The organism is Saccharococcus sp. Marseille-Q5394, assembly GCF_946901335.1.
Taxonomy (GTDB): domain Bacteria; phylum Bacillota; class Bacilli; order Bacillales_A; family Planococcaceae; genus Sporosarcina; species Sporosarcina luteola_C.
In genome coordinates this window covers 1,313,545-1,340,333 of sequence record NZ_CAMPPQ010000002.1, presented here as the reverse complement: position 1 = coordinate 1,340,333, position 26,789 = coordinate 1,313,545, and the positions used below count along the sequence as shown (strand labels likewise).

Annotated in this window: 32 protein-coding genes and 1 riboswitch; of the genes, 12 read left to right on the top strand and 20 right to left on the bottom strand. The window is 44.0% G+C overall.

The genetic code is table 11. The features are described from left to right. Positions 1 to 54: 54 nt before the first annotated feature. A complete protein-coding gene (gene argH, locus OC538_RS17440) occupies positions 55 to 1,383 on the bottom strand; it encodes an argininosuccinate lyase (protein ID WP_262177648.1) in 1,329 nt (442 codons plus the stop codon). Between the two features lie 289 nt (positions 1,384 to 1,672). Here argH and OC538_RS17435 point away from each other — a divergent pair, with 289 nt between their 5' ends. From OC538_RS17435 to OC538_RS17415, 5 genes are read left to right on the top strand one after another with little or no spacing between them, the layout of a single operon-like run. Then, a complete protein-coding gene (locus OC538_RS17435; protein WP_262177645.1) occupies positions 1,673 to 2,575 on the top strand; it encodes a cation diffusion facilitator family transporter in 903 nt (300 codons plus the stop codon). A gap of 56 nt (positions 2,576 to 2,631) precedes the next feature. Then, entirely contained in the window at positions 2,632 to 3,195 is a 564-nt protein-coding gene (locus OC538_RS17430) for a branched-chain amino acid aminotransferase (RefSeq protein WP_262177643.1), read from the top strand. After that, entirely contained in the window at positions 3,192 to 4,148 is a 957-nt protein-coding gene (locus OC538_RS17425; protein WP_262177641.1) for a TRM11 family SAM-dependent methyltransferase, read from the top strand. The genes OC538_RS17430 and OC538_RS17425 overlap by 4 nt, the downstream gene beginning before the upstream one ends. Before the next feature lie 36 nt (positions 4,149 to 4,184). Then, positions 4,185 to 4,562, top strand: coding sequence for a hypothetical protein (locus OC538_RS17420; RefSeq protein WP_262177639.1), 378 nt, complete (start codon positions 4,185 to 4,187; stop codon positions 4,560 to 4,562). 42 nt (positions 4,563 to 4,604) lie between these two features. Then, positions 4,605 to 4,751, top strand: coding sequence for a hypothetical protein (locus OC538_RS17415; RefSeq protein ID WP_262177637.1), 147 nt, complete (start codon positions 4,605 to 4,607; stop codon positions 4,749 to 4,751). Between the two features lie 86 nt (positions 4,752 to 4,837). Here the strand turns inward: OC538_RS17415 and OC538_RS17410 are convergent, their stop codons facing one another. From OC538_RS17410 to OC538_RS17370, 9 genes are all read right to left on the bottom strand, one after another. After that, positions 4,838 to 5,026, bottom strand: a complete 189-nt coding sequence (locus OC538_RS17410; RefSeq protein ID WP_251695054.1) for a hypothetical protein — start codon at positions 5,024 to 5,026, stop codon at positions 4,838 to 4,840. Positions 5,027 to 5,092: 66 nt separating this feature from the next. Then, on the bottom strand, positions 5,093 to 6,052 hold the full coding sequence (locus tag OC538_RS17405) for a threonine/serine dehydratase (protein ID WP_262177633.1): 960 nt from the start codon (positions 6,050 to 6,052) through the stop codon (positions 5,093 to 5,095). Positions 6,053 to 6,063: 11 nt separating this feature from the next. Further along, complete coding sequence (locus OC538_RS17400) at positions 6,064 to 6,555, bottom strand: GyrI-like domain-containing protein (protein WP_262177631.1); 492 nt, start codon at positions 6,553 to 6,555, stop codon at positions 6,064 to 6,066. A gap of 69 nt (positions 6,556 to 6,624) precedes the next feature. Continuing rightward, entirely contained in the window at positions 6,625 to 7,140 is a 516-nt protein-coding gene (locus OC538_RS17395) for a GrpB family protein (protein WP_262177629.1), read from the bottom strand. A gap of 23 nt (positions 7,141 to 7,163) precedes the next feature. After that, on the bottom strand, positions 7,164 to 7,595 hold the full coding sequence (locus OC538_RS17390) for an NUDIX hydrolase (protein ID WP_262177626.1): 432 nt from the start codon (positions 7,593 to 7,595) through the stop codon (positions 7,164 to 7,166). Between the two features lie 32 nt (positions 7,596 to 7,627). Continuing rightward, complete coding sequence (locus OC538_RS17385) at positions 7,628 to 8,581, bottom strand: phosphotransferase enzyme family protein (protein WP_262177624.1); 954 nt, start codon at positions 8,579 to 8,581, stop codon at positions 7,628 to 7,630. Positions 8,582 to 8,881: 300 nt separating this feature from the next. After that, positions 8,882 to 10,258, bottom strand: a complete 1,377-nt coding sequence (locus OC538_RS17380) for a leucyl aminopeptidase family protein (RefSeq protein ID WP_262177622.1) — start codon at positions 10,256 to 10,258, stop codon at positions 8,882 to 8,884. Positions 10,259 to 10,330: 72 nt separating this feature from the next. Further along, positions 10,331 to 10,486: a hypothetical protein gene (locus OC538_RS17375; RefSeq protein WP_251623609.1), complete on the bottom strand. Its 156-nt coding sequence runs from the start codon at positions 10,484 to 10,486 to the stop codon at positions 10,331 to 10,333. Positions 10,487 to 10,506: 20 nt separating this feature from the next. Further along, the gene (locus OC538_RS17370) at positions 10,507 to 10,953 is read right to left on the bottom strand and encodes a hypothetical protein (protein ID WP_262177618.1); all 447 of its coding nucleotides are present in this window, start codon (positions 10,951 to 10,953) and stop codon (positions 10,507 to 10,509) included. Between the two features lie 175 nt (positions 10,954 to 11,128). Here OC538_RS17370 and OC538_RS17365 point away from each other — a divergent pair, with 175 nt between their 5' ends. Further along, positions 11,129 to 11,452, top strand: a complete 324-nt coding sequence (locus tag OC538_RS17365; protein ID WP_251699216.1) for a PadR family transcriptional regulator — start codon at positions 11,129 to 11,131, stop codon at positions 11,450 to 11,452. Beyond that, positions 11,445 to 12,476, top strand: coding sequence for a DUF4097 family beta strand repeat-containing protein (locus OC538_RS17360; RefSeq protein ID WP_262177614.1), 1,032 nt, complete (start codon positions 11,445 to 11,447; stop codon positions 12,474 to 12,476). The genes OC538_RS17365 and OC538_RS17360 overlap by 8 nt, the downstream gene beginning before the upstream one ends. A gap of 191 nt (positions 12,477 to 12,667) precedes the next feature. Here OC538_RS17360 and OC538_RS17355 read toward each other — a convergent pair whose 3' ends face one another. Further along, positions 12,668 to 12,901, bottom strand: a complete 234-nt coding sequence (locus OC538_RS17355) for a hypothetical protein (RefSeq protein WP_262177612.1) — start codon at positions 12,899 to 12,901, stop codon at positions 12,668 to 12,670. 148 nt (positions 12,902 to 13,049) lie between these two features. On the opposite strand from OC538_RS17355, the gene OC538_RS17350 reads away from it, so the two are divergent. The 3 genes from OC538_RS17350 to OC538_RS17340 all read left to right on the top strand — a co-directional run bounded on the left by OC538_RS17350 (position 13,050) and on the right by OC538_RS17340 (position 15,273). Further along, positions 13,050 to 13,499 (top strand): YaiI/YqxD family protein, encoded by a 450-nt coding sequence (locus OC538_RS17350; protein WP_251695320.1) that lies wholly within the window; start codon positions 13,050 to 13,052, stop codon positions 13,497 to 13,499. Positions 13,500 to 13,649: 150 nt separating this feature from the next. Next, complete coding sequence (locus OC538_RS17345; RefSeq protein WP_251695065.1) at positions 13,650 to 14,729, top strand: type III polyketide synthase; 1,080 nt, start codon at positions 13,650 to 13,652, stop codon at positions 14,727 to 14,729. Between the two features lie 10 nt (positions 14,730 to 14,739). Continuing rightward, positions 14,740 to 15,273 carry an isoprenylcysteine carboxyl methyltransferase family protein gene (locus OC538_RS17340; protein WP_262177610.1) on the top strand — a complete coding sequence of 178 codons (534 nt, stop codon included), beginning with the start codon at positions 14,740 to 14,742 and terminating at the stop codon, positions 15,271 to 15,273. A 37-nt stretch (positions 15,274 to 15,310) separates the two neighbouring features. Here OC538_RS17340 and nhaC read toward each other — a convergent pair whose 3' ends face one another. From nhaC to OC538_RS17300, 8 genes are all read right to left on the bottom strand, one after another. After that, positions 15,311 to 16,690: a Na+/H+ antiporter NhaC gene (gene nhaC, locus OC538_RS17335; protein ID WP_262177608.1), complete on the bottom strand. Its 1,380-nt coding sequence runs from the start codon at positions 16,688 to 16,690 to the stop codon at positions 15,311 to 15,313. Positions 16,691 to 17,252: 562 nt separating this feature from the next. Further along, positions 17,253 to 17,612, bottom strand: a complete 360-nt coding sequence (crcB, locus tag OC538_RS17330; RefSeq protein ID WP_251695068.1) for a fluoride efflux transporter CrcB — start codon at positions 17,610 to 17,612, stop codon at positions 17,253 to 17,255. Continuing rightward, a complete protein-coding gene (locus OC538_RS17325) occupies positions 17,609 to 17,986 on the bottom strand; it encodes a fluoride efflux transporter FluC (protein WP_251695069.1) in 378 nt (125 codons plus the stop codon). Before OC538_RS17325 ends, crcB begins: the two co-directional genes overlap by 4 nt. Beyond that, positions 17,983 to 20,133, bottom strand: a complete 2,151-nt coding sequence (locus OC538_RS17320) for an ATP-dependent helicase (RefSeq protein ID WP_262177603.1) — start codon at positions 20,131 to 20,133, stop codon at positions 17,983 to 17,985. Before OC538_RS17320 ends, OC538_RS17325 begins: the two co-directional genes overlap by 4 nt. Positions 20,134 to 20,247: 114 nt before the next feature. Next, complete coding sequence (locus OC538_RS17315) at positions 20,248 to 20,433, bottom strand: hypothetical protein (protein ID WP_251695071.1); 186 nt, start codon at positions 20,431 to 20,433, stop codon at positions 20,248 to 20,250. Between the two features lie 66 nt (positions 20,434 to 20,499). Further along, on the bottom strand, positions 20,500 to 21,027 hold the full coding sequence (lepB, locus tag OC538_RS17310) for a signal peptidase I (RefSeq protein WP_262177600.1): 528 nt from the start codon (positions 21,025 to 21,027) through the stop codon (positions 20,500 to 20,502). Between the two features lie 93 nt (positions 21,028 to 21,120). Continuing rightward, entirely contained in the window at positions 21,121 to 21,720 is a 600-nt protein-coding gene (locus tag OC538_RS17305) for a histidine phosphatase family protein (protein WP_316044321.1), read from the bottom strand. A gap of 19 nt (positions 21,721 to 21,739) precedes the next feature. Next, positions 21,740 to 22,528 (bottom strand): alpha/beta hydrolase, encoded by a 789-nt coding sequence (locus tag OC538_RS17300; RefSeq protein ID WP_251695074.1) that lies wholly within the window; start codon positions 22,526 to 22,528, stop codon positions 21,740 to 21,742. A gap of 81 nt (positions 22,529 to 22,609) precedes the next feature. Between OC538_RS17300 and OC538_RS17295 the strand changes: the two genes are divergently transcribed. After that, positions 22,610 to 23,122, top strand: a complete 513-nt coding sequence (locus OC538_RS17295) for a gamma carbonic anhydrase family protein (RefSeq protein ID WP_251695075.1) — start codon at positions 22,610 to 22,612, stop codon at positions 23,120 to 23,122. Between the two features lie 380 nt (positions 23,123 to 23,502). On the opposite strand, the gene metK is transcribed toward OC538_RS17295, so the two are convergent. Next, positions 23,503 to 24,705: a methionine adenosyltransferase gene (gene metK / locus OC538_RS17290; RefSeq protein ID WP_251695076.1), complete on the bottom strand. Its 1,203-nt coding sequence runs from the start codon at positions 24,703 to 24,705 to the stop codon at positions 23,503 to 23,505. 186 nt (positions 24,706 to 24,891) lie between these two features. Next, positions 24,892 to 25,011, bottom strand: a riboswitch (SAM riboswitch). A 172-nt stretch (positions 25,012 to 25,183) separates the two neighbouring features. On the opposite strand from metK, the gene pckA reads away from it, so the two are divergent. After that, positions 25,184 to 26,770 carry a phosphoenolpyruvate carboxykinase (ATP) gene (gene pckA / locus OC538_RS17285; protein WP_251695077.1) on the top strand — a complete coding sequence of 529 codons (1,587 nt, stop codon included), beginning with the start codon at positions 25,184 to 25,186 and terminating at the stop codon, positions 26,768 to 26,770. Positions 26,771 to 26,789 lie beyond the last annotated feature (19 nt).

Genomic DNA, 26,789 nt, shown 5'->3' with positions numbered 1-26,789 from the left:
TTTTATGAGCTCAAAAACGACTTTTATGAGCACACGGTTTCCCGGCGTATTCGCTTACTCGCCGACTTCCCTCATCAACCCCTTATTCCCCTTCGTCAAGATATTTTCGTAGTCGATATAGTCGTAAATGTCATCTTCGATTTTCTCACTGAACTTAGCAAGCTCCTGCACAGTCAAATCTTCAATCGCTTTCTTCTCCGCTTCGCAATAAATGATGATTTTACCGACGATTTCATGGGCGTCACGGAACGGTGTACCTTTCGCTACCAAATAATCGGCGACTTCAGTTGCATTCAGGAAGCCGGCTTTGATGGCCGCTTTCATATTGTCTGCATTCACCGTCAATGTGTCGATCATCTTCGACATGACCTCCATGCAATCAAGGACAGTATCGAGTGCGTCAAAAAACTGCTCTTTATCCTCTTGCATGTCTTTGTTATACGTTAGAGGCAAACCTTTCAATGTCGTCAATAAAGCGAATAAGGAGCCGTACACTCTTCCAGTTTTACCGCGGATGAGTTCCGCTGCGTCCGGATTTTTCTTCTGCGGCATGATGCTGCTGCCCGTGGAGTATGCATCTGCCATCGAGATAAATTTAAATTCCTGGCTGCTCCATAAAATCAGCTCTTCGCTTAAACGGCTCAAATGCATCATGATAATGGAGAAGTCGGACATGAGTTCCAGCATATAATCCCGGTCGCTCACACCGTCAAGAAAGTTATCGACCGGTTTCGAAAAGCCTAATAGTGTAGTCGTCACGTTTCTGTCGATATTATGTGTAGTACCTGCAAGCGCTCCGCATCCTAACGGGTTTTCATCCAATAAATCCAGCGCATTGCCGACACGTTTTTTATCACGCTTGAACATTTGCTCATAGGCTCCTAAATGATGGCCGAATGTGACGACTTGTGCTCGTTGCAAATGTGTATATCCTGGCATGATGACATTATTCGCTGCAGCTTTTGCATGCAAGGAATCGATCAGAGTCTGCAAGCCGTCTATGACTTCGACCGCTTTATTCTTTGCATACAGGCGCATATCGACCGCCACTTGGTCGTTCCTGCTGCGCGCGGTATGGAGCTTCTTCCCCGTTTCCCCGATTCGTTCTGTCAAATTCATCTCTACGAAAGAGTGGATATCTTCATAATCACCTTCAATGTCGAGGTCACCGTTTTCAATATCATGCTTTATCGATTCCAATCCTTGTACGAGCAAGTCCCCTTCTTCAGGAGTCAGTAAATCGGTATGGACAAGCATCGCGACGTGTGCCAAGCTTCCTGCTATATCTTCCTTGTATAATCTATAATCAACAGGCAATGACGTGTTGAACTGCTCCATAATTTCATCAGCGCGGCTTGTAAAACGGCCTCCCCAAAGTTTCATATAGTATCAACCTCTCATATGTATTTTTATTCATTATATTGTATTATAATAAATCGATCTAGCAATTGCAATGAAATCCGATTCAGGTTGCAACCTTTGTCATTCTTTGCCGATTCCTTGCCCACACTGGTGGTTAGTGCTATGCTTTATTGACTGACGAAAAAAGAGTGATGACCATGATAAATGTATATGATGATTGCACCAATAGATTATATTTTGCCCAACCCTTGACAACAATATGTCAAGGGTTTTTGTTTCCCTAGGGAAAAAATGCTTGGAGGCCAGATTAATGTCAACTAACCAAAACCATTCCATCGCTTCAGTTTTTGCGATATGGATCAGCTTGATGAGTAATATCGTATTAACCGTCCTGAAAATCCTCGTTGGGGTGCTGTTCAACAGTCCCGTTTTACTGGCGGATGGCTTCCATAACGCGGGAGATGTCGTCGCATCAGCTGCCGCATTGACGTCCATGCGATATTCACAACGTCCTGCTGATGACGATCATCCTTACGGTCATGGAAAAGCTGAAGTCATTGGGTCTGGCATTGTTGCGATCATTTTAGGGATTGCAGCCATTTATATCGGATACGAAGCTGTCAAAGCTTTTTTTGAGGAGCCGGCGAAAGCGAGTGTCATCGCCCTACTCACAGCCATCATATCCCTCATCTGGAAGCAGGCCCTCTATATCTACACGATGCGCATTGGCAAGAAAGTGAACAGTAAAGGTTTGATTGCTACGGCGTATGACCATTTGGCAGACGTCTATGCATCGCTCGCAGCTGTTGTCGGTATCGGCTTGGCATTGATCGGCGACGCTTATCATATCCCTTTCCTGTTATACGGAGACCCTTTTGCAGGGGTAATCGTCTCTGTGCTTGTCCTCAGACTTGCTTATGAGATAGGGAAAGACTCGATGGACATCCTGATGGAAAAAAATGTGTCCGAAGAGCGGCTCCGGGAATTTGCCGCGTTGATTCGTACGGTCCCTGAAGTGAAAAGGATTGACAGACTACGTGCGCGCGAGCACGGGCATTATGTACTTGTCGATTTACGGATCGGCATTTCCGGAACGTTGACGATCCAGGAAGGCCATGACATTTCGAGTGAAATCCGAAATTTAATCATCAATGAACATGCAGATGTGGATGAAGTGCTCATCCATTTGAATCCTTGGTATCCGGATGAATAACCCGGCATAAGAGTTATGAAGTGATGTATACTTGTGAGTGAAAAGGAGTGTCTTCCATGTTGAAAGATAAAATCGCAAAATTAGTCGCTCAAGACGGTACTTCATTGTTCCCGATTGAAAGAGAGTACGCTGTTAAACAAGGTTTACTTACTGAAAACATTGAAGTTGAAAATAAAGAATGGAGTTTTCCAGTCATTGAAAGATGCTTGAAAGAGACAGAAGATGTGCTCAAGGAAGAACAGGATTCATTCATGCAAGAGCCTGTCTCTTATTTCTCCAAAAATGCCGAGGAATTCTTGTATGTTGAATCGGATGCATTCGAAACAATCGGTATCGATGGTATCGCTATTGAAATGGATGATGTCTTCAGGACGTTCACTGTCCTCTTCGGTTTGAAAGTCCAGAAAAAATGGGGTGCTTTCCTGAAGGACTATTTGGATGAAAATCTCGGTTTAAAAACTTATAGCGCAATGTTCTCAGACAAGGACGGTCTTTGGGATGTAAATATTCCTCTCGACCAACTTGACGGCTTCCAAAAGGACATGGCAATAAAAGATGCCATTGACCTCGCCTATCAGTTCCTCTTCAAATTGCTTGAAGGGATCGAGGCGGCAAATTGAAACATGCATTTGAAGTTGAAAACAAAGAATTCATCTACACATATGTAAGGCAAACTGACGAACATGATCTTTGTCGGTTGGAAATGAGGGCCTTTTTCGGTTTTGACGGGCCATCGAATCTCATCAAGAGCAGTGTAAAGATCGATCCGAGCAGGAGCCCTTTCATGAAGGAGCGACTTGAAGTACTATTCTCCGGGAACAATTTGGACGAACTAATCGAGCAGGCATCTGAATTTGTCACCCATAAATCATTCAAAGTGACTTGCCTGAACTCGATCGCCCTTGACACGACTGCAAAACTCCATCATCCGGAGCGGCGCAGCATTGAGCGGAAGATCGGTGAAGTTATCCAAGGGGAAGCGGATTTACTGGAGCCGAAGGTCAATTTCGGGATTGTCTCACTGGATGAAATTTGGCATTTCGGCATTTTAGTGGAGAGCGAGCCGATCTGGCGGTTTCATATGCAAAAGCCTCATATGTATTCCACTGCGCTGAGTACACGCGTTGCCCGGGCTGTCGCAAACATCGCCGTACCGCATCCGGAAGGGATTCGGGCAATCGATCCTTGTTGCGGAATCGGCACGGTCTTGGTAGAAGCGCGCTCCATGGGCATTGACATTGTCGGCAGAGACATCAACCCTCTCGTCTGTCTCGGCTCGAGGAAGAACCTCGCCCACTTCGGGTTGGAGGGGGAAGTTGTCATCGGCCCTATTTCCGATGTGACGGATACATATGATGCTGCGATTATTGACATGCCCTATAATCTCTTCACGCACATCACCGCTGAAGGACAACAGGAAATCTTAAAAGACGCTAGACGAATTACTTCGAGACTGGTCGTTGTCACGATTGAACCAATGGATCATATGATTACTGAAGCAGGCTTCGAAATCGTTGATCGCTGTGTTGCGAAAAAGGGGACCTTCGAGCGGCAAATTATTGTTTGTGAATGAATGAGGAGTGTTCATGTAAACAAAGGGGTGGGATGAATGAAAAGAATTACAAGTGTCATGTTTCTTAGCTGTATACTAATCCTGGCTGGATGCAATTCTATTTCCAAGTATGAGGATGACGACGTTGCGGCCATTGTAAGAGGGGATGAAATTACAGTCGGTGAACTGCGCTTTTTATATGAGGATGATAAAGTTTTAGAGAATCTAGATGGGATGATAAAAGCGAAATTAGCCGTCCAAGAAGCAAAGAGATTGAATCTCGATGTGTCTGACAAACTCCAAGAAATTCAGGAAACGAAAAGTTCAGTAGTAGAGCTTTATCCACCAAAGGACGACGACAGTGAAATGGCAAAAGAAAGACGTCAATTCCCAGAATCCCAAGCTAAAAAACTGGGAATGGATCTAAATGAGTAGCTCGTTAAACATTATGAAATAATGAGTGAAACAAGCGTTTATATGATTGCTTACATTGAAGAGATGCTTGGGCAGACATTTGAATCTGTTGAAGCTGATGAAGTAGAAGAATTCGACAAAAAAATAAATCAGTTGTTAGATACGTTCGTGGATGATCATAAGGATGAAATTGAGAAATTCATTAACTAGCAATAAAGGACATAACGTATTTAGCGTTATGTCCTTTATTTCCCTACTAACGTGACCTTTAGTTTACTATTTATCATCCCCTATTTCTAATCCTTAAAATCGTCTTCTAACTCCTTTTCTATTTCCTCGTCACTGACCGGAAGAGTTTTATTGTTAACTCTATACTTCATTATTAGTAACTTTCCAACTTCCGACTTATCAATCGCATCCTTTACTGCTGCAAAGATGACTAAATACAAAATAAATAGTCCAATAACAATATATACCAATAACATATAACTCACCCCCAATTTAGCTACTTCCTAAAACCCTTTACGAAACGGACAATGTATTAGAATCAGTCACCTCGTAGTAGTAACAATATACTGATGAACTTTATCTAAATCTACGTTTCCACCAGAGATGACGGTTACAATGTTTTTACCTTGGATGTTCAGTTTATTGAACATAGCGGCTGCTACTGTTGTGGCGCTTGACGGTTCTATTAGTTGCTTCGTGCGTTCCAAAATGAAACTGAATGCCTGACGGATTTCGTCTTCGCTAACAACGACCATATCGTCCAGATATTTCTCAAGAACAGGGAAGGTTAGGTCACCTGGCTGGTTGGTTCTTAATCCATCTGCAATGGTAGCGGCAGCATTGATTGCGGTAATTTTCTTATTTTGCAAAGAAAGGTATGTATCATTGGCAAGCTCAGGCTCTACACCAATCACTTTGATGTTCGGATTCGTTTCTTTAATTGCAGTCAGAATTCCGGATATGAGCCCCCCGCCTCCGATGGGGACAATGATTACGTCGACATTTTCCACCTGGTTTAAAATTTCCAATCCAATCGTTCCTTGCCCTGCCATTATGAATGGGTCGTCATACGGAGGAATGAATACGCCTTTTTCTTGATCGGCAATCGCCTGTGCTCTTGGCAATCGCTCTCCAGAAGTAGTACCGCACATTTCCACCTTGCCATTGTATGCTTGTATTGCGTTAACTTTACACGTACTGACGTTTTCAGGAACGACAATTGTTGCCGGAACTCCATATTTATTTGCAATATAGGCGACGGCTTGGCCGTGATTGCCTGATGATGCCGCTGTTACATACTTCGCTCCATTTTCAATAGCATGTATGACTTTGTTGCTTGCTCCTCGTATTTTAAATGAACCTGTCTTTTGGAAATGCTCCGATTTTAAAAACATCTGATTTCCACATATTTTGGAGAGTTGCTCTGATTGTAGAATCGGCGTAACATGCGCTATAGCGCTAATTCGTTCTTTGGCATCCTTTACATCTTTTAATGAAATCATTGTTCTATCCCTCACTTATTACGCTGTATAGGTATATAAATATCAAAATGGGGGTTATTTACATCACGATCACTCGGATACCTTTCGTGCTTTATTGGTAAATCATCATAATAATCAACATTCGGCTCAATGTAAGGTTCATAATCACTTATTTTTAGCCACTCCAATATTTTCCCATAAGTTTGACCGATGTCTTGCTCTCTTGTATGATGTGTCATTAAATATGTCATTTCTGGTACGTTTATTTCCATCATTCCTTCAGGGAACTCTTGTTCTTCACTAACTTCATATACAGAATAATGTACAAATCCATCGGGTCTAAGATGATAGGACAATCCTAATTGCACTTTTGGATTGATTGTATGATCTAACTCGTGAACTCTACTACTCACATTAGCAATAAGTTCTTTCAGAATAGTAATTTCTGTGTACGGACCATCCCACTTTAATCCGACTCCTCGATACGCAGGTATCTTTACTATTTCATAGCGGAAGTTTTTCATTAATAATCCCCTTTGTAGTTTCGTTACATCCCAACCAACTCATGTATCCCATCCCTCATTATGGAGGGCTCATACTTGCAGGTTATTATTCCAATTCAACGCAAGCTGTTCCAATTCCTCTACGAAAGGCTTTTTTGCTTTGCTGTAAAAAGCTGTGTCATCATATCGTTGAGCCAATTCTTCTTTTAAATATGTATATCGTGCGGCTTCGTCAGGGTGCGCTCTCAAATAATCTCGCAATACCAGATGTCTTTGAATATGTATGTTATCCTGCTGATAGACATGAATATGATGGGTTCTCTTTTCCCCACCTTTGCGAAATAATCGTCTGCCTTCGATTCCCCATTCACCAACAACGTTATATCCAAGCGAAAGCATCTGTTCATTAAACGAATCGATCTTCTTGATGTCTTTCACGAGACACATCATATCGATGACAGGCTTTGCCTTCATCCCCGGAACAGCGGTACTCCCAAAATGTTCGAATTTGATGATTTCATCCCCGAATATTCCTCTTAAAATTAGAGCTTCAGCATTGAACATTTGAACCCAATTTTCATCGTATTTCGACAGCCTGATTTTCAAATTAATCCCCCTAGCCATAGGTCCTAAAATTCCACATAAAATGGTTGAATACTGTTATCAAGACAGTATTCTATTCTTTGCCTGAAATTCCCCAGGGTCACCATTTCCAAAGCTTGTTTGACAGGATAGAAACCAACTTCCAAACTCTCTGGTGAAGTTGTTAATTCGCCTCCGATTGGCTTAGCTAAAAATAGCGTATTACAAATTGATTTGTTCACATTCTGAAATATTCCACAGAATTTAAGAACTTCAATTTCAATACCTGACTCCTCCTTTGTTTCCCTAATTGCTGCCTCTTTCAAAGACTCACCTTCTTCAACGATTCCACCTGGCATCTCCCAGCCTCTCAAAGGTCCTTTAATTAATAAAATTTCATTTTTGTCATTAAGTACTATTGTTGCTGCTGAAACGAAATGTTTAGGTGGTGTGTAAGCTTGTGTAGTATTTTGTTCCATAGATATTCCCCCTCTACAACTCACCAGTAGTTTTAACTTAGTAGCGACTGATTCCGTTCAATTCTCATCCTATAATGGTTCATGATTCGAATTTGCTCTTCTGTTAGCTTTTCTTTATTCCAGTACATATGCATCATGCTGTATTCGAAGACTTCCTTTAGTTTAATGAACAATGGAAGGTGTTCAAGCATTTCAGCAGGAAGGTCATTCTCCTCTTGGTATCCGTCAATAACCGCTTTTGCGACGTCTCGTCCATAATCGACTATATTGCCTCCCCCTACGAAAGAATATTCAATCGCGCTGTAAATGGGGACAACCAAATCGAAAATATAGAAATTTTTCTCGCAGTCTTGAAAATCGACTATTGATAATTTCGAACCTTCATCAACCAATACGTTTTCTAACCACAAATCTCCATGGAGCAATCCGTAGTTCGAACGGTTTTGTGGCAACGCTTTAATCGATGATAAAACGTCTTGCGCAATATCCCTAATCGCACTTTCCCCTTCAGGGATATATTTGTGAAAAGCATATTCCTCATTCTCATACCAATTTTTAATATGCTTCACTGGATGGATCTCTTCAAATTTCTTTGAAAAACAATGTAATCTACCGATTTGTCGGCCAAATTCTTTTAATACATCGGCGTTCCACTGATCTCTTGGTAAATGGATACCAGGGGCTGCTTTATATAGAACGGTTAATGCTTCTTTGCTGCCAAGTATTATTTTTTCTACTACATTCCGATTCAATGAAGAAATTGTTGGCGATACTGCCAATCCTTCTTTTTTCAAGAAGTTTGTATATGTAACTTCTTCAAGCTGTTCTTCGTAAGACTTGTAATTGGTGATTCTGGCGAAGTAAACATCCTGTTTGGCAGTACATCGGAATATCTCATTTGTTACTGCTTGAACCGTAAGTAACTCTACTGGGTATAATTCGTTGAGTATAGGAAGTAATTGTATCGGGTTTTCGTTATTAATCATTTGAGAGATCACCTTCCCTGAAAACAGATATTTCTTTATATACACAATATATTACACTACATTACCAAATTATAGTCAAAATTTTTAACGAACATGATAAAGGAAGAGAATCTAATAAGATAGGATGTCTGGCTTGGGACACTGAACAACGTACTTTGGACGTAGCGAGGCTGGTTTTGGACGCGCAACACCCCACTTTGGACGCGGGATGCCCTGTTTTGGGTGCTGGCCGACTTCTTTCCAAGCGTAATAAAAAGAGCTGTCCTGGCTTATCCTGGACAGCTCCCTCTTCGCGCTATATTACTTCGAAATTTCAACAGTGTAGTCGGCCAGCAATCTAGCACCATAGCCGGTTGCAGATTTTGCATAATACCCGGATGCACTTGACTTGCTCATCATGCCCGCCATGTCAACGTGAAGCCATTTGCTGTTTTCAGGCACGAAGCGGCGTAGGAATAGGCCTGCTGTAATGGAACCTGCAAAGTTCAATGAACTGATATTATTCATGTCCGCATAATCGCTTGCCAGCGACTTGTCGTATGCTTCGACCAATGGCATTGGCCAGACGAAGTCACCGTTTTGATCGCCTACTTTTTTCATGATGAAGGACAATTCTTCATCGCCGAAAACGCCGCCAATTTCCGAGCCTAATGCATTAACAATGGCACCTGTTAACGTCGCAATGTCAACAATATATTCAGCATTCAGTTCGCCCGCACGGATTAGTGCGTCTACTAAGATGAGGCGTCCTTCTGCGTCTGTATTCCCAACTTGGACTGTTTTGCCGTTTTTAAAACGGATGACTTCGCCAGGGAATACGGAATTGGCATCCGGCGTGTTTTCAACCATCGGAATCAACGCGATGACATTCACTTTCGCCTGTGAATCGACGAGCAGCTGCATTGCTCCAGCAACTGCCGCGGAACCGCCCATATCCATACGCATATCACTTAAATCTTTGCCGCTCTTCAGGCTGATGCCACCTGTATCGAATGTAACGCCTTTTCCGACGAGCGCGACAAGCGGTTTAGTGGCATCCCCTTCATATCGGATTTCCACAAATGATGGGTTGTATTTGCTTCCCCGGCAAACCGTCAGTAGACCGTTCATTTCCATCTCTTCTAGCTGCTCTTTGCCGTGTACTGTTACTTCAACATCTTTGCCTTCGAACTTTTGCTTCAATACTTCAGGATACGTTTCAGGGTTCAAGACGTCCGACAATTCATTCATCAAGTCACGTGAGAAGGCGGTTGCAGCTGCACGTATTTTGCCTGTTTGAATGGCTGCTTGCATATCGCTTTCATCGACTTCAAGTTCTGTGTTGAATCGTTCCGCCTCTGATTTATAAGACAGGAATTGGTAGGAACCTAGATCCCAACCTTCCGCGAAAGCAGTATGGACATCCTCTTTTTGCAATCCTGCAAACACATTCCCTAAGACGCCTTGCTGTACAGTCGCCTTATCCACTTTTTGCGTCGCCAAATCACGTGCAATGTTTCCTGCCATCACCCGGACTTTTTCAACATTTGCCTTTTCGGCTTCCTTGATGACGACGTAATGCGTGTCTTCAATCAAGACCGAACAATAACCAGCCTTCTGCTGCTCAACGAAATTTTTCCGTGCTTCGCTTCCGCTAATCAATTCATCCTTTGCAAAGATGATCTTCACTTCTGCCATTACCAATTCCCCCTACAACTATTTATTTCGAGTACAAAAATAGTTTACCATATGTCAACATTTTTGAAAAAGTTATCTTTTATCAGCAATGACGAGGCAGAATGTTGCGAATGGACCTAACAGCAATGATAGGAAAAACCAATTCAGCCCGCTCCTATTTTTCCCTTGTGCAATCCCCGCATTAATTAACGCAAGCGTTCCCCATCCAACGAAATAACTTCCTTCCATACCGTTTCCTCCTTAGTTGACTACCCTTCCAGCCTGTTTTTTAAGAATCTCGCTGCTTCCTGCACATCATTTGTACAGAAAAGCGTTTTACTTGCGTCCAACACTACACGATCCTCCGCGTCAATATAATCCGTCAGCGGAATCGTATTAAAGAACTTCTTCCATTTATGCTTTTGCTCGAGTAATTTGATTTCCTTCTCAATATCTTCATGAATAATTTCATTTATTATAAAAAATGTCTCGTTCATTTCTACTTCCGGAAAACGCTTTATAAGAATCTTCAATTGCTCTTCATCCCAGCTGGCTTGAATTAGAGAAGTCGTAGATCCTACATTCTCAGCGGCATCCATCAACTCGTCTGTCCACGCTTCATACTGGTCATCGTTCAGTTCATTGACCGAAATGATGCCGACGCTGAAATACGTTGTCCTTGCTTCTTCTGTTTTCGACTTTTTTCTTCCGAACATGTTGTGCACCTCCTACTTCATAACTCCTATACGTGCGGTCAATGAAAAAGTTTCGGATAAATTATTTTTCCACAGTACCTTGCAATGAATAATACCGTGTGCTATATTGTACCCAATCAGTATATTTGATTAGTCAGTAGTGTTCAATGAACAATACCGGAAAGGAGAATGATTCATGAATATCCAATTCAAAAAAGGCGTGTTGAATTTGTGTGTCCTCGTTCTATTGGATAAACAAGATCGATACGGCTATGAACTTGTACAGAAGATTTCGGACCAGATTTCCATTTCCGAAGGCTCTGTCTATCCATTGCTGCGGCGCCTGACGAAAGAAGGTTATTTCACGACTTACCTTCAGGAATCGACAGAAGGACCTCCCCGCAAGTATTACAAACTGACAGATGTAGGGCGGGACTATTTGCACGAACAATTGGATGAATGGCGCAGTTTTACTGAAGGGGTTAATACTTTGATTGAGGAGGGCGTTCGCCATGACTGAAAACCGATTTATTAGTGAGCTGGAACAAGCTTTAAAACGTTTGCCTGCAGATGAAAGAAACGATATTCTCCAGGATATCCGTGAATACTTCTTGAATGGCCGCGATGATGGAAAAGCGGAAGAGGAAATTGCAGCATCCCTTGGCTCGCCTGCAAAGATCGCAGCTGAGCTGTTGGAAGCCTATCCATTTGCAGAAGCAGATGATAGTAGTGCGAGTCCAACGAGTGAAGTAATCACGATCCAGGATGACAGTTTCACAAAGGTGGATATCGAAGTCCAGCATGGCTCACTTACCGTCCTCCCTTCCGACTCGGCTGGTACGAGAATCGAGCTGACAGGGACGAAAGAAAAACTGGAGCTCACCGCGGAAGTCCTCGGAGATACACTTAAGATCAAATTGAAAAACAAAGCGCATTGGTTGTTCATGTTCAATTTCAATACGAAGGGTGTGGCATTGAAAGTGTTCATTCCAAAGAAATTGTATCAATCCATTTCCATGAAATCGGATAATGGAAGGATCCAAGCCGAAAAACTGATTGGGAAACAAATCGAGTGCCGCACAGATAACGGACGCATTGAATTGACAGAACTTGCAGCCACTTCGCTCGAAGCGGAGACGGATAACGGCCGCATTGAAATTTTGAAAGTGCAAACGGACCGCTTGAAGGCAAAAACCGATAACGGCCGGGTGACGATGAGACATGTCGAAGCAGAATCGATCTATGCCGAATCTGATAATGGACGTATAGAGTTCGACCAAGTCGATGGAGAGCTGACAGCAATTACGGACAATGGCCGAATCGTTCTTGCAGGTGAAAATTTGGATCGCAACATCGATTTCCAGACCGATAATGGAAGCATTGAAATTGCGACGACGCACAAGGCGACGAATGCGACCATCCTAGCGAAAACCGGGCACGGACGAATCGATATTTACGGCGAGCGGAATTCACGCAGCCGCTTCGGCGAGGAATTGCACCAAATCCGGCTGAAATCGGATAACGGAAGAATAACTGTTAAATGATTCGTTAGTCCCTATTTGGTGATAAATGAACGGATTCGATAGATAACTCCTGCTATTCAATAGATAACTTATTATTCAATAGATAACTCAAGTTTTTCAATAGATAACTTTCCATATTCAATAGATAACTATTCGAATCCAACCGAAAACTAATCAACAACATAAAAATAGAGGGCGATCCTCCGCCCTCTTCAACTGTTTATGGAATTCATCACATTATCGTCTTTCATATAGTTATAATTTGATTCACCGACACGTTTTTTAATTTCGTCCTCACTCAATGGCGGCGGAAGCTGATCGGCAGGAATAATCTCTTCCTCTTCATACACTTGAATTCTTTCAACTGCTGCATTTCGGGCGTTTATCGCTCGACCATAGCTTTCTGACTCCTCGATCGTCATTCTGACTTCTTCTTCTTTCTTCATGCTTACCCCGCTCCTTCTCCCATATTTCCATTCACATACCCTTATTGAATGAAATGAAAACGAATGAATATGATATAGTGAGGCATCTATTCATATATAGTATGATGATTAAAACCGCTTACATATCAATTGAAAAGAGGTCAAGACAATCATGATGATTTTTGTGGATGCAGATGGCTGTCCAGTCGTCAATGAAACAATTTCCATTGCAAAGCAATTCAATCTGCCCTGCACGCTCATTTGCGACACAGCCCATGAAATGCATCGTGAAGGGGCGGAGACGATAATCGTTTCCAAAGGGGCGGACGCTGTCGACTTTGTTCTCGTCAATAAGGTTCAAAAAGGGGATATTGTCGTAACCCAGGATTATGGATTAGCCGCCATGGTGTTGGCGAAGCAAGGACATCCAATTGATCAGAACGGCAGACTGTATACAAATGAAAATATCGATCAACTATTATACGCGCGACATGCAGCACAGAAAATCAGGATGGCGGGAGGACGTCTTCGCGGTCCTAAGAAGCGATCGAAAGAAAGCAATGACAAATTTAAATTGAATTTCCGTAGGTTGTGCAAACTACTATCTCCAACCGATTGAAGCCCGCATGTCAGCCGGGCTTTCATATTCGTTTCCCCCTCTTCATAAACTACTGTAACTGCAATTCCATTTTCCATCCATCACAATTAGATAATGTTTAGTAACTAGCTTTCTAGGTAACAGATTGATAAAGATATCGGAGGTCTATCCATGCCAAAAATACTTTCCGTCAGTACTGTCCTGCCTCCTCATGAGGTGAAACAGGAGGAAGCTGTCCAATTGACACGCTCCCTTTTCAGCCGAGAATTTAAAGATATCGAACGGCTGTTGAAAGTCTTTCAAAACGGAGATATCGAGAAGCGGGATGTTTGCATGCCACTTGAGTGGTATGGACAGCCGCATGATTTTGAAGAGCGGAATGATTTATACATCCGCCAAGCAATCGATTTCGGTGTGCAGGCTGTACAAGCTTGCCTGCAAGAATCCACTACATTGGCTGAAGCTGTGGCCCCTTCGGAGATCGATGCAATTTTCTTCATTTCCAGTACAGGCATTGCTACACCGAGCATAGATGCCCGCATTATGAACAGGCTGCCTTTTCGCGACGATGTAAAGCGGATTCCGATTTGGGGACTCGGTTGCGCTGGAGGGGCTGCGGGAGTAAGCCGGGCTTTCGAATATTGCAAAGCCTTTCCTAAAGCTAACGTATTGGTGCTTTCCGTAGAGCTTTGCAGTTTGACATTCCAAAAGGATGACTATTCGAAGAGCAATCTCGTCGGGGTGTCCTTATTCTCTGACGGCGTCGCCTGTGCGCTCATTTCGGGGGATCAATCCGAAATTGCTGCATCCATCCCTGTACCGTCCATCATCGGCACCACTTCAAAGTGGATGCCTGACTCTGAAGATGTCATGGGCTGGGACATTAAAAACAATGGCTTATATGTCATCTTCTCGAAGAGCATTCCATCCATTATTACCAATTGGCTCGGGCCATTCGTGCATGAATTTCTTGGTTCCTATAATCTTGATAAAGATGATGTCACTCATTTCGTCGCACATCCTGGCGGCAAAAAAGTGTTGACGGCGTACGAGGATTCCTTGGGATTCGACAGTTCTAAAACCGATATTTCGAGAGACGTTCTAAGGAATCACGGAAATATGTCCTCCCCTACAGTCCTTTACGTACTCAAGCAATTCATGGAATCCGAACCGGCGGCAGGCGATTATGGATTGATGGCCGCGCTCGGCCCAGGATTTTGCGGTGAATTGCTGTTGTTGAAATGGGATTGAGGTGTCATAGATGATGATCGGTATTATCGTATCCTTGATCATTTTGCAGCGGATTCTTGAATTGTTCATTGCGAAGCGAAACGAAAAATGGATGAAAGACCAAGGCGCCTTTGAAGCAGGCGCATCCCATTATCCATTTATGGTAGCTATGCATGTATTCTTTTTTATCGCACTCATTTCCGAGGTTTTATTGTTCCAACGCCAGCTCTCTGCAATATGGCCGATGTGGTTGGCGATATTCTTGGCGGCGCAAATCCTGAGAGTTTGGTGCCTCGCTACATTAGGGAAGTTCTGGAACACAAAAATCATTGTCCTCCCAAATGCGCAGGTCGTGCGGAAAGGACCGTACAAATGGCTTCGACATCCAAATTACATCATCGTCGCTACAGAGCTGCTTGTATTGCCGTTATTATTCAATGCCTTTATTACTGCAGTGGTCTTTTCCTTACTCAACATTTGGATGATGTCAGTCCGGATTCCAGCCGAGGAACGAGCACTTCGGAAAGCGACGAATTATACCGAGGAATTTCAGTTGTATAAATGACAAAACACCGAGGTCTACAACCTCGGTGTTTCTTTTATCATGTCGTGCGTGTCAACGTCTTCCCCATATACCCGAATAGAATTGTCAATATCGGCGATAACAGGCAGAAGAATGCGAAAGGCAAATAGTCGACTGTCGAAACACCTAATACATTCGTTATGAAAATCCCGCATACACTCCATGGTACGAGTGGATTCACAACTGTTCCCGCATCTTCCATGACGCGACTCAAGTTTTTATTTGCAAGGCCGACCTTCTCGTATTGAGTTCGGAACGCCTGCCCCGTCAATAATATAGATAAATACTGTTCACCGATCAATACATTTATGCCGATCGCTGTCATCGCGGATGCCATGATGACAGAAGACACTTTCTTCAACAGCATTTCAACCTGCGCCAACAAACTTTGGACAATCCCTAACGTGAACAGCAAGCCGCCCATGCTTAACGCTAGCAATACGAGAGCAACTGTGAACATCATGCTCTCCATGCCGCCTCGCGTCAGTAAGGCATCAACGTCCCCAACTCCGGTAGTGGAGACGTATCCGCTAAACAGGATTCCAAGCACTTGTGAAAATCCAATGCTTTGATGGAGAAAAGAAAGTACGACCGCCACTGCGGAGCTGATTGCCAATGTAAGGAATGCAGGAACCTTTAAAATCGTCAAGATAAATAAAGCAACGAGCGGAATGACTGTATACCAATGGATCATCCCTGTTTCCAGCAACGTTTCCTGGAACATTGCAATCTTATCGAACTCCCCTGTCGTCACGTCCGGTGATATCACTCCAAACAAAACAAATGACAAGATGAATGCAGGCACCGTCGTCCACCCCATGTTGCGGATATGCTCAAACAGATCGACCCCCACTATCGAAGACGCGAGGTTCGTCGTGTCCGACAACGGCGACATTTTATCGCCAAAGAACGCACCTGAAACGATAGCTCCCGCCGCAATCGGCAGTGACAGTTCAAGTACACTCGCCATTCCGATGAACGCCACGCCGACCGTTGCCACTGTTGTCAAGGAACTGCCGATCGAGATGCCGACGATGGCTGTGACGGCGAAGACGATTGCAAAAAAGAATGTAGGGGTTATTAAATGGAACCCTGCGTAAATCAATGAAGGAATCGTTCCACTCATCATCCAGCTGCTGATGAGAATGCCGATGAAGAAAAAGAGGAAGACTGCCCCCATGCCTGCTCCAGCCCCTTCCACCAATCCCTTCTCAAGTTTACGGAAAGAGATCCCCCTCAAAAGTCCATATCCGATTAATAATAAAATCGAAAATAGAATTGGCAAATGGGGAACGGAATCGAATTTTATTATACTGACACTGATCATCGCCACGATGCCGAATACGAGCAGTGCCGATTCCCAGATCTTTGGCGAATGAATCGCTTTTATTTGAAACATATTGAACTCCTCCTAGTAACTAGCATAAACACTACAAAAGCGGAGGGTGGCGGGACCGTTGCTCCTAACGCTACGCTTTTACTCGCAAAAGCCGTGCTTCGTGACGGCTTTCACTGCGACAGGCATAAGGCGGATCTGCGAAACGGCGCCTTTTGCCGTGCAGCGGAGCTGACTTATGTCCCGAGCAAATCGAACTGCGAAGGGTTCGCTTTGCCGTATTTCTGCGGTTTTTGCAGAAATTAAGGCAGCCTTTCTGCCACCCGAAGTCTAGACGAAAAAAACCCCTTCCATCCCTTGGATAAGGGACGAAGGAGTTCTCCGCGATACCACCCTGATTGACGACAGGCAAACCTGCAGTCCACTTCATTTCAATCGGAGAAAAACTGTCGGTGTACTTCATGCCTGCTGCTGCCTGAATTTGCACTATCCATTCAGTCTCTACTTGCTGCCCACAACAGGATTACTATGTCGACTCTCCGTATATATTCGTTTCAAATGTTGAATGATTATGTTTGTATATTACCAGTCCTGTCGGAGAAGTCAACAGTCCTTCAGTCCGATATTACGATAATTGGCCGATGGTAAAACCTGCATACGCTAACACGGCTCCAAATCCGAATGTCCACATGCTATACAACAAGGCTTCCCTTCTGTGGCCGCTCCTCCATAACTGTAGCAATTCTTTTAGTAGAGTTGAAAAAGTCGTAAGAGCACCCATCACTCCCGACGCCAGAAAGACCGTCCATAGCTTCGGTAATTCCAAGCCGAAAATAAGACCGATCAGAAAGGAGCCCATCAAATTGACAGCTAATGTCCCCATCGGAAGTCTATTCTCTTTGTTCATCTTTGTCGAAATGAAATATCGTAGAACTGCCCCTACAAATCCTCCTAGCCCGATGACAACCGCTTCAGCTGCTGTCATACACTCACCATCCTGTTACCAATTCGTAAGCCGATGATTCCGACGACAAGTCCTCCAATAATGCTGCTACTGAAATACAGGATGGATAGCACCAATTGTCCATTTTGAAAAAGGCTGACCGTTTCCATGCTGAACGCGGAAAACGTTGTAAAGGAACCTAAAAATCCAGTCGTTATCGAAGTCTGAAGTCGCTCATCAGTGGTGAGGCGGTGAATGACGCCTGCACTAAGAAGACAAAGGATGAATGTTCCGAGCAAATTGACTGACAACGTCTTTATCGGAAAATCCGTTGACCCTTCAAGCAGTTGTCCGATCCCTATACGGCAAATCGCTCCGATCGCTCCTGCAATTCCGACATAAAGGGCCTGCTTCATAGCTCAACCTCTTTCAATAAACGGCGAGATAAAATTGTCTCCAGCAATAGCTGCTTTTCAGTCTCTCCGAATTGAATACGGATATTTTCCTCGCCGATTCCGTTGATGACCCCTCTGCCAAACACGCGATGCGTGACGTGCATTCCTACCGATAATGCAGTTCTATCGCTGATGCCATCCGGATCGGGCAGTGTCGACAAATCGGGTTGTTTGAATTTCTCCAATTTCCGTTCTTCAGGCTTCATCAAGATCCCCCGCACTTCATTCATAAATCTTGAATCCTCTTTAGATTTCCCGTTCGCCTCCCTGTAGGAAAGCAATTCCAACCGTTCCTTTGCACGTGTCATCCCGACATAAAATAATCGTCTTGCCTCTTCTAGCATCGGCAGGTCCATTTCATCCTCTTCAGAAGGAATGATCCCTTTCACTAAATCAATCATGAATACGCGCCTGAATTCCAATCCTTTGGCACTATGAAATGTAGACAACGTCAAGGCATTTTCAGGGGGATTAAATTTTGCCTGTTGGACAGCTTGTTCCAATTCCTTCAAACGATTCGCGAAATCGACCATTGTTCGCACTTGTGAAGCGATTCCTTCGAGTGTATCAAGGATGCCTAGAAGATGATCGATCCGGTAACCGAATTTTGCTGCCCGGCTTTTTAAAGCTTCTTCATATTCGAGCTCATATCGGATCATCCGGATTATTTGAACTGGACGCATGTCAGGGATCCGTTTATAGACATCAATGCAAGTATCCAATTTTTCGATTTGACTCCCTTTTAATTGGACAGTTTGGACAAATGCCTCAAAAACATTTCCAGATGTCGATTGATTCATGAACTTCGACAACATATCGCGTGAAATGAACAAGTTCATTTTCATGGCGACTTTTGCGAAGATATCCTTTCGTTCCGTATTGAAGCTGAGGCGCATGAAATTTAAAATATCTTCTACAACCCAATGGGAAAAGAATCGGTCATCCGCATCTTTCATATAGAAAGGGATCCCCCTTCTATGCAGTTCGTTGACATACATAGTGGAAGAAGAATTGTTCCTGAATAAAATAGCGACTTCCTCAAGATTCTGCTCATCCAATAATTCATATGTGACATACTCCAGAAGCCGTTTCGGGTCTTCGAATTGCTTTATGACAATCGGTCCCGACTCTTTATTTTCCGTCCTCATCTCTTTTATATATCTTTGCTTATTGCGAGTAATGAATTGGGCCGCCGTATCAACTATCTCTTTGGAGGAGCGGTAATTCTGCTCCATCCTGAGCAATTTTGCATCCGGATATACTAGTTTAAAGTTCAGTAAATAAGCGGGATCCGCTCCGCGCCATGTGTAGATGGATTGATCGTCATCCGCCACGACGCAAAGATTGCCGTGGTGCGCAACGAGATGTTCGACTATCCGATGTTGAACGAGCGATGTGTCCTGGCTCTCATCTGTCAAAATATAGTCATATCGCGAGCGGAACTGTTCGGCAAGTTGTTCATCCATACGCAGCGCCTGTTCCGCGATGGACAACATATCATCAAAATCGAGGAGGAGATGCCCTTCCGTCTTCGATTTGAATTGTTCATAGTTCAGTGCGATGTTGCCCGCCTTCTCAAACGGTGCCTCTACTTGATCCCACTCGTTGAAAGGAATCATCCTGTTTTTCAAATAACTGATGAATGTTGATAACGAGGCCATTTCCTCTTCCGTGCCGTCTTCCCGAAGCGCTTCTTTGTAGAGGCGTTTCAGCAAAGCCGTTTTTGTGAGCACCTGTTTCCCTTTCCCGCCGCCTTCAATCAATTCGAATGCGACGCCCGTCTTTTGCAAGTATGTGCGTGTGATTGTGAATGCGAGGCTATGAATGGTCGAGAAATCAACTGGAGGATACTGCGGGAAAAAACGTTGAAAGCGCTCTGTCATATCGCGTGCTGATGCCCGGCTGAATGTGATTGCTTTAATGCGATTCGGGTTAACATTCTTCTCCTCGATCAGATAGCCGATCCGCATGATCATTGTTGTTGTTTTCCCCGATCCGGGACATGCTAATAACAGCAGCGGACCTTCCGTCTGCAAAACGGCATTTTTTTGTATATCGTTTAGTTCTATTTGTAGTTCATTCTTTTTTCTTGTAAAAAAATCAGTCATTGCATACGTACTCCTTCTTCTTACGATGAACTTAATTTACCATACGAGCGCTTTTTTGTAGAGTCGGTGTCCTTGAAAAAGAAACAACCTCTGCATTTCCGCAGAGGTTGTTGACTAAAAGCCGCCTGATTCTAGTTTATCGTTTTGAATATCCACTTTCTCCTTCTTGCTGCCTTGATAAGCTGTGGAGGCGACTTCGTTCGTATGCCGTTGTTCATCAGTATACTCGGTTCCCGCCAATTGGGCCCTGTTCGTATGTTCTCTGTTGCCGGTTTCTTTTTTCATATTTTCTTTGGACATTGTCATCGCTCCTTTATAGGTAGTCTATATATAGGAATACCCGAAAGAAGGAGTGTTACTCATCATTTACTTTGGAATGCCGATTGAGTTGAGTGGATAAAATCTGAAGCCGACCTTGCCGACAACAGAATCTTGATCGATACAGCCAATTATGCGGCTATCAGTGCTGTTCCTGCGATTATCACCCAACACAAAAAGCTGCCCATCCGGGACGGTAACTTCAAAGTCCTCCGTTAATTTTTGATCCTCGAAAAGTCTTTCCTTATTCTCTTGAATATAGTTTTCTTCATACTCTATTCCGTTGATGAAGAGCTTGTCGTCCTTCATGACAACCGTGTCGCCCGGCAAGCCGATCACCCGTTTAATATAATCCTCTTGCGATCCCGGTGCATGGAAGACGACCAAATCAAAATGATCTAGCTTGTGGATTTTTGAAATGATGACTCGGTTTTCCGATTCGAATGTCGGCTCCATCGATTGACCGGATACAATGACCGGTGAAAATAGGAAGTGCCTGATCGCGTATACGAGTACGCAAGCGACTACAATGGCTTTTATCCAAGACAAGATTTCAGTAGTGGTTTCTTTTTTCATATGAAAGCCCCCGATTTCACTATTTATTTAGTATATAGTATAGACCAGTGAAGGTATGAATGGTTTATTTTCAAAGAACCTGATGTGCTTTGATTAAGACTCAACCTTCTGTTGCAAATGGGCAGTGCAGTTGAATAGTTGGCAAAGATTTTTGTCGTCATTCAGTTCGACGATTGTCAGTGAGGTGTTGTCCAGATGCGTTTCATATATCGTATCCGTAATCAGCTCATTTAAAAGCCTTTTGATTAATCCACCATGGCTGACGACCAATACCCGTTTGCCTGCATGCTTGTTTTTGATGTCCGCAATGGATTCCATTCCGCGGAAAACGATGGATTCATGCGGTTCAAAGCCCATGTCCTGTTCTTTCCAATCCTTCCCCCACTTCTCGATGCGCTCCGCCTCGGTCGTCCCCTCAATTAGCCCACCGCTGAATTCACGTAATCGGGCATCCTCCACAAGCTCAACATCAGGCATTTGTTCCGCAATAATTTCTGCCGTCTTCTTTGCTCTGATTAAATGGCTTGTGTAAATGACATCCCACTGCTCCTTGGACAATCTTTCGGCCACACTCTTCGCCATTTCGATTCCTTCATCGTCCAAAGGCACGTCCGAATTGCCTTGCGCTCTTCCTTCCTTATTCCACGCCGTAACGCCGTGCCTGACAAACCCGATAACCGTCAAAATAACCACTCCCCTTTATGGTTTTGAGTTATACAATATAACCGAGTGAGCGAAGGACATTGTTCATGAATGATTCAATGTACAAATATACTTCCTCTCTCTCAGGTTCTTGATAAAGATCATGGTACAGTCTTTTCCATTCCTTGTATTGAAATTCCGATAGATGCTGGTTCAACAGCCATCTTTTTGCAAATGAAGTATCAGTGATTTTATCATGTTCTCCCGTGTGAATCAGGACAGGTGTATCGAATATACTTTCTTCATGATATATGATCGATTTCATCATAGCATGCAGCTCACGATACCAAGACGCGACGATCGCGGAGCTATAATCCCGATCGTTCTGGAACTCTATGTACATGTCATAGTTCTGCGTCAGTAATTCAATTGTAATGTCATGATTCAATTTCATGGAACTTGAAAGCTTCGTCAGCACTCCTGAAAACTTGGAGGGTTGGTGCTTCAAGGAGAGCCAAGGGGAGCTGAACACAAAGCCTGCGCACTCCAGCTTTTCACGTTGCAGGATATGCATGACAATCGTGGCGCCAAGTCCGTGGCCAAGCACGAATAACGGCAAGTTATCCTCTAGCGCAATGTCGATCATTTTCTTCACATGGTCCACATACGACTCGAACGGTTCATCATGGGTTCTTCTTCCGCTTTCAGAACCATGCCCCGGCAAGTCGCTTGTTACGACATGGAAACCGCCGTTCCGCAGCTTTTGAATGAGCCACGCATACCTACGATGATGTTCGTAAGCATTATGGACAATCACAATCACTGCTTTCGGCTGTCCTTCCGCTTCCCATTTCCACATGGACTCACCTCCCCTTTATGTAAATGAAAATTTTATGTTACGATAAATTATACATGATTTTAAGAAAAGAGGAGACGTTTCATGATTTATTCATACAACGGAAAGACGCCGCAAATCGATCCATCTGTCTATGTCGCGGATTATGTGACGATTACGGGCGATGTAACAATCGGGGCAGACAGTTCCATCTGGTTCAATACCGTCATTAGGGGAGATGTCGCCCCGACGATAATCGGTGAACGGGTCAGCATCCAAGATTTAAGCTGTTTGCATCAAAGCCCTGGAAAGACGTTAGTAATTGAGGACGACGTGACAGTTGGCCATAAGGCACTCTTACATAGTTGTGTTGTACGTAAAGGTGCGCTCATCGGAATGGGCTCGATCATTTTGGATGGTGCGGAAATCGGTGAGGGAGCGTTCATCGGCGCGGGCAGCCTTGTCCCGCCCGGTAAGAAAATTCCGCCTGGCTGCCTCGCTCTCGGTTCACCCGCAAAAGTGGTCCGCGAGTTGAATGACGAGGACCGTGCAGATATGGATCGTATCTTGAACAGCTATGTTGAAAAAGGACAGGTTTATAAGGAAATGGAGAAATAAAATTGGTGCTGCTCGATGTCGAGCGGCACCTTTATTTATTTTTAGAAACGACTAAGATGATAATACTCACCAACGCAACAAAAGCCACTATACCTATGAGAGCCACAATTAATAATAAGCTGAACGCCATTTTGGAATCGCCTGCCTCACTTTTCTTGCTATAATATAAACGCTATGAATCTAGTTAGGTTCCCTTTGTATCCACCATTCTCTGAGTTCTCGTTCTCCCCCGCTAACTTCTCGTTCTTCTCGAAAGAGTTCTCGTTTTCCGCCAATAACTTCTCATTCCACGGCAAATAGTTCTCGTTCTCCCCAAAAACTTCTCATTCTACAATAAAAAAGGAAGCAAGGATTTCTCCTTTGCTTCCATATTTCAATTATTAAACAGTCATTCCAGCTTTTTCAATCAATTCAGCTGCTTTGTCCGTCTGCTCCCAAGGGAGTTCAACGTCGGTACGTCCGAAATGTCCGTATGCCGCAGTCTGCTTATAAATTGGACGGCGCAGGTCGAGCATCTTAATAATGCCTGCCGGGCGTAGATCGAACAGCTCGCGCACAATTTCCACAAGCTTGCTTTCCTCGACTTTGCCTGTTCCGAATGTATCGATAGAAATCGATACCGGTTTTGCAACACCGATTGCATATGCAAGCTGGACTTCACAACGATCTGCGAGACCAGCAGCAACGATGTTCTTCGCTACATAACGTGCAGCGTATGATGCCGACCGGTCGACTTTTGTCGCATCTTTACCGGAAAACGCACCGCCGCCATGACGCGCATAGCCGCCGTATGTATCGACGATAATCTTTCTACCCGTCAAGCCGGCATCCCCTTGTGGACCTCCGATAACGAAACGGCCAGATGGGTTGATGAAGTATTTTGTCTCTTCATCCAATAGCTCGGAAGGAACGACCGGATAAATTACATGTTCCTTTATGTCATTTTGAATTTGCTCCAAAGTGATATCAGGATGGTGTTGAGTGGAAATGACAATGGTGTCAATCCGTACCGGTTTATTATCCTCATCGTATTCCACCGTAACTTGTGTTTTTCCGTCAGGACGCAAATAGTCAAGTGTGTCGTCTTTCCTTACTTCAGCAAGTCTGCGTGAAAGCTTATGGGATAAGCTAATTGGCATCGGCATTAACTCAGGTGTTTCATTGCAAGCGTAACCGAACATAAGCCCTTGGTCACCCGCTCCGATTGCTTCAAGCTCTTCATCACTCATTGTCCCTTCGCGTGCTTCCAGTGCCTGGTCGACACTCGCAGCGATATCTGGGGACTGTTCATCGATGGATGTCAATACGGATGACGTCTCCCAGTCGAAGCCGAATTTCGCGCGTGTATAGCCGATTTCCTTCACTGTATCCCGTACGACTTTCGGGATGTCTACATACGTTGTTGTCGTGATTTCCCCGATGACGAGTACGAGTCCTGTTGTGATTGTCGTTTCACAGGCTACGCGTGCATTCGGGTCTTCCTCTAAAATGGCATCCAATATAGCGTCGGAAATCTGATCGCACATTTTGTCCGGATGTCCTTCTGTTACCGATTCAGAAGTGAATAATCGGCGATTTGTCATTGTGGTTTCCTCCTTAACGTCTTGCAAATATTGATACGGTACTCTAATTGTCCCAGTAAGTTCAGCGCCTAGAGAGTCGACGTCAACATACACAAGGATTAAGGGCCTGTTAGAATCAATAAAAAAGCCCTTCTCTCACGTAAATACACATGAGGAAAGGCATAATTTCAATAGCAGCACCTTTCACTCTTATCGTCCAAGGAATTCAACCTTGCTCCAGGTTTGGCACCTTCTCGCGGCCACTAAAGGTCCACGCAGGTTGCCGGGCTTCATAGGGCCTGTCCCTCCGCCAGCTCGGGATAAGAGTATCCGTTCAATAAACAATCCTACGAAAAAGTATGCACTTTGTCAAACATTTTTACACATATATACTTGAGTTTTTCATTAGTATAGATTATTATTCTAAATGTGTTATACTATTTACGAAATGTGATGATACCCATCTAATGGGATTACATGCAAAGGACGGTACCAAAAAATGATTTCAGCTAAAATTGAAAACGGATTACACGAGTTACTTTCAGGCAACAACGTAAACATACAGCCTTCAGTGGCGGAACTGGTTGAAAAAGCTACTTCCCGTGGAGAAGCGAAACTTTCCGCAGACGGCGCCCTTACTGCCGAGACAGGAAAGTATACTGGTCGTTCTCCTCAGGACAAATACATTGTCGAAGAAGACTCTTCAAAAGACAAAATCGACTGGGGCAAAGTGAACCGACCGATTTCATCTGAGATCTTTGATTCATTATATAATAAAGTTCTTACCCACTTAAAAGCGAAGGAAGAACTCTTCGTATTCAAAGGCTTTGCAGGAGCTGATAAAAACTCTCAGCTATCCATCCAAGTCATTAACGAATTTGCATGGCAAAACCTATTTGTCCATAATCTCTTCATCCGCCCTACTGCAGAAGAGTTGAAAACGCATGAAGCACAATTCACAGTTATTGCTGCTCCGACGTTCAAGGCTGATCCTAAAGTGGACGGAACGAAATCCGAAACCTTCATCATTGTATCACTTGAAAAGCGCATTGTGTTGATCGGCGGTACGGAATATGCAGGAGAAATGAAAAAATCCATTTTCTCCGTCATGAACTACTTGCTTCCTGAGCGAGGAATTCTTCCAATGCACTGCTCAGCTAACGTTGGTGAAGAAGGGGATGTCGCTTTGTTCTTCGGCCTTTCCGGCACAGGAAAAACGACGCTTTCCGCAGATGCTGACCGCAAGCTGATCGGTGATGACGAGCACGGCTGGTCCGAAAACGGTGTATTCAATATCGAAGGCGGCTGCTATGCAAAAACGATCAATCTTTCACAAGAGAAAGAACCTGAAATTTACGGAGCGATCCGTTTCGGTTCGGTCTTGGAAAACGTCGTTTTGGATGAAAAGACGCGCAAGCCAGATTATGATAATAATTCATTGACTGAAAACACGCGTGCAGCATATCCAATTCATTATATCGACAACATCGCAGTGCCTTCGGCGGCGGGACATCCAAAAACAATCATCTTCTTGACTGCGGATGCATTCGGGGTATTGCCTCCAATCTCTAAATTGACGAAGGAACAAGCGATGTATCACTTCCTTAGCGGCTTCACTTCGAAGCTTGCAGGAACTGAACGCGGCGTCACTTCACCGGAAGCAACGTTCTCTACATGCTTTGGTGCTCCTTTCCTTCCATTGCCTGCAACGGTTTACGCAGAAATGCTAGGGAAGAAAATCGACGAACATGATGCACAAGTATTCCTCGTCAACACAGGTTGGACTGGCGGAGTTTACGGCGTAGGTCAGCGTATGGCATTGAAGCATACCCGCACTATGGTCCGCGCAGCGCTTGCTGGCGAATTGAACAATACAGAATTCGAGAAAAATGCTATTTTCGGTCTTTCAATGCCAAAAGTTATTGCCGGTGTACCGACTGAAGTGTTGAACCCTCGCAATGCATGGAGCGATCCAGCGGCTTATGATCAAAAAGCGAAAGAACTGGCAGACCTCTTCCGCGAAAACTTCACGAAATTCGGTCATGTTTCTGAAGATATTATTCAAAAAGGCGGTCCAATCGCCTAATCAATATAAAAAAGATAAA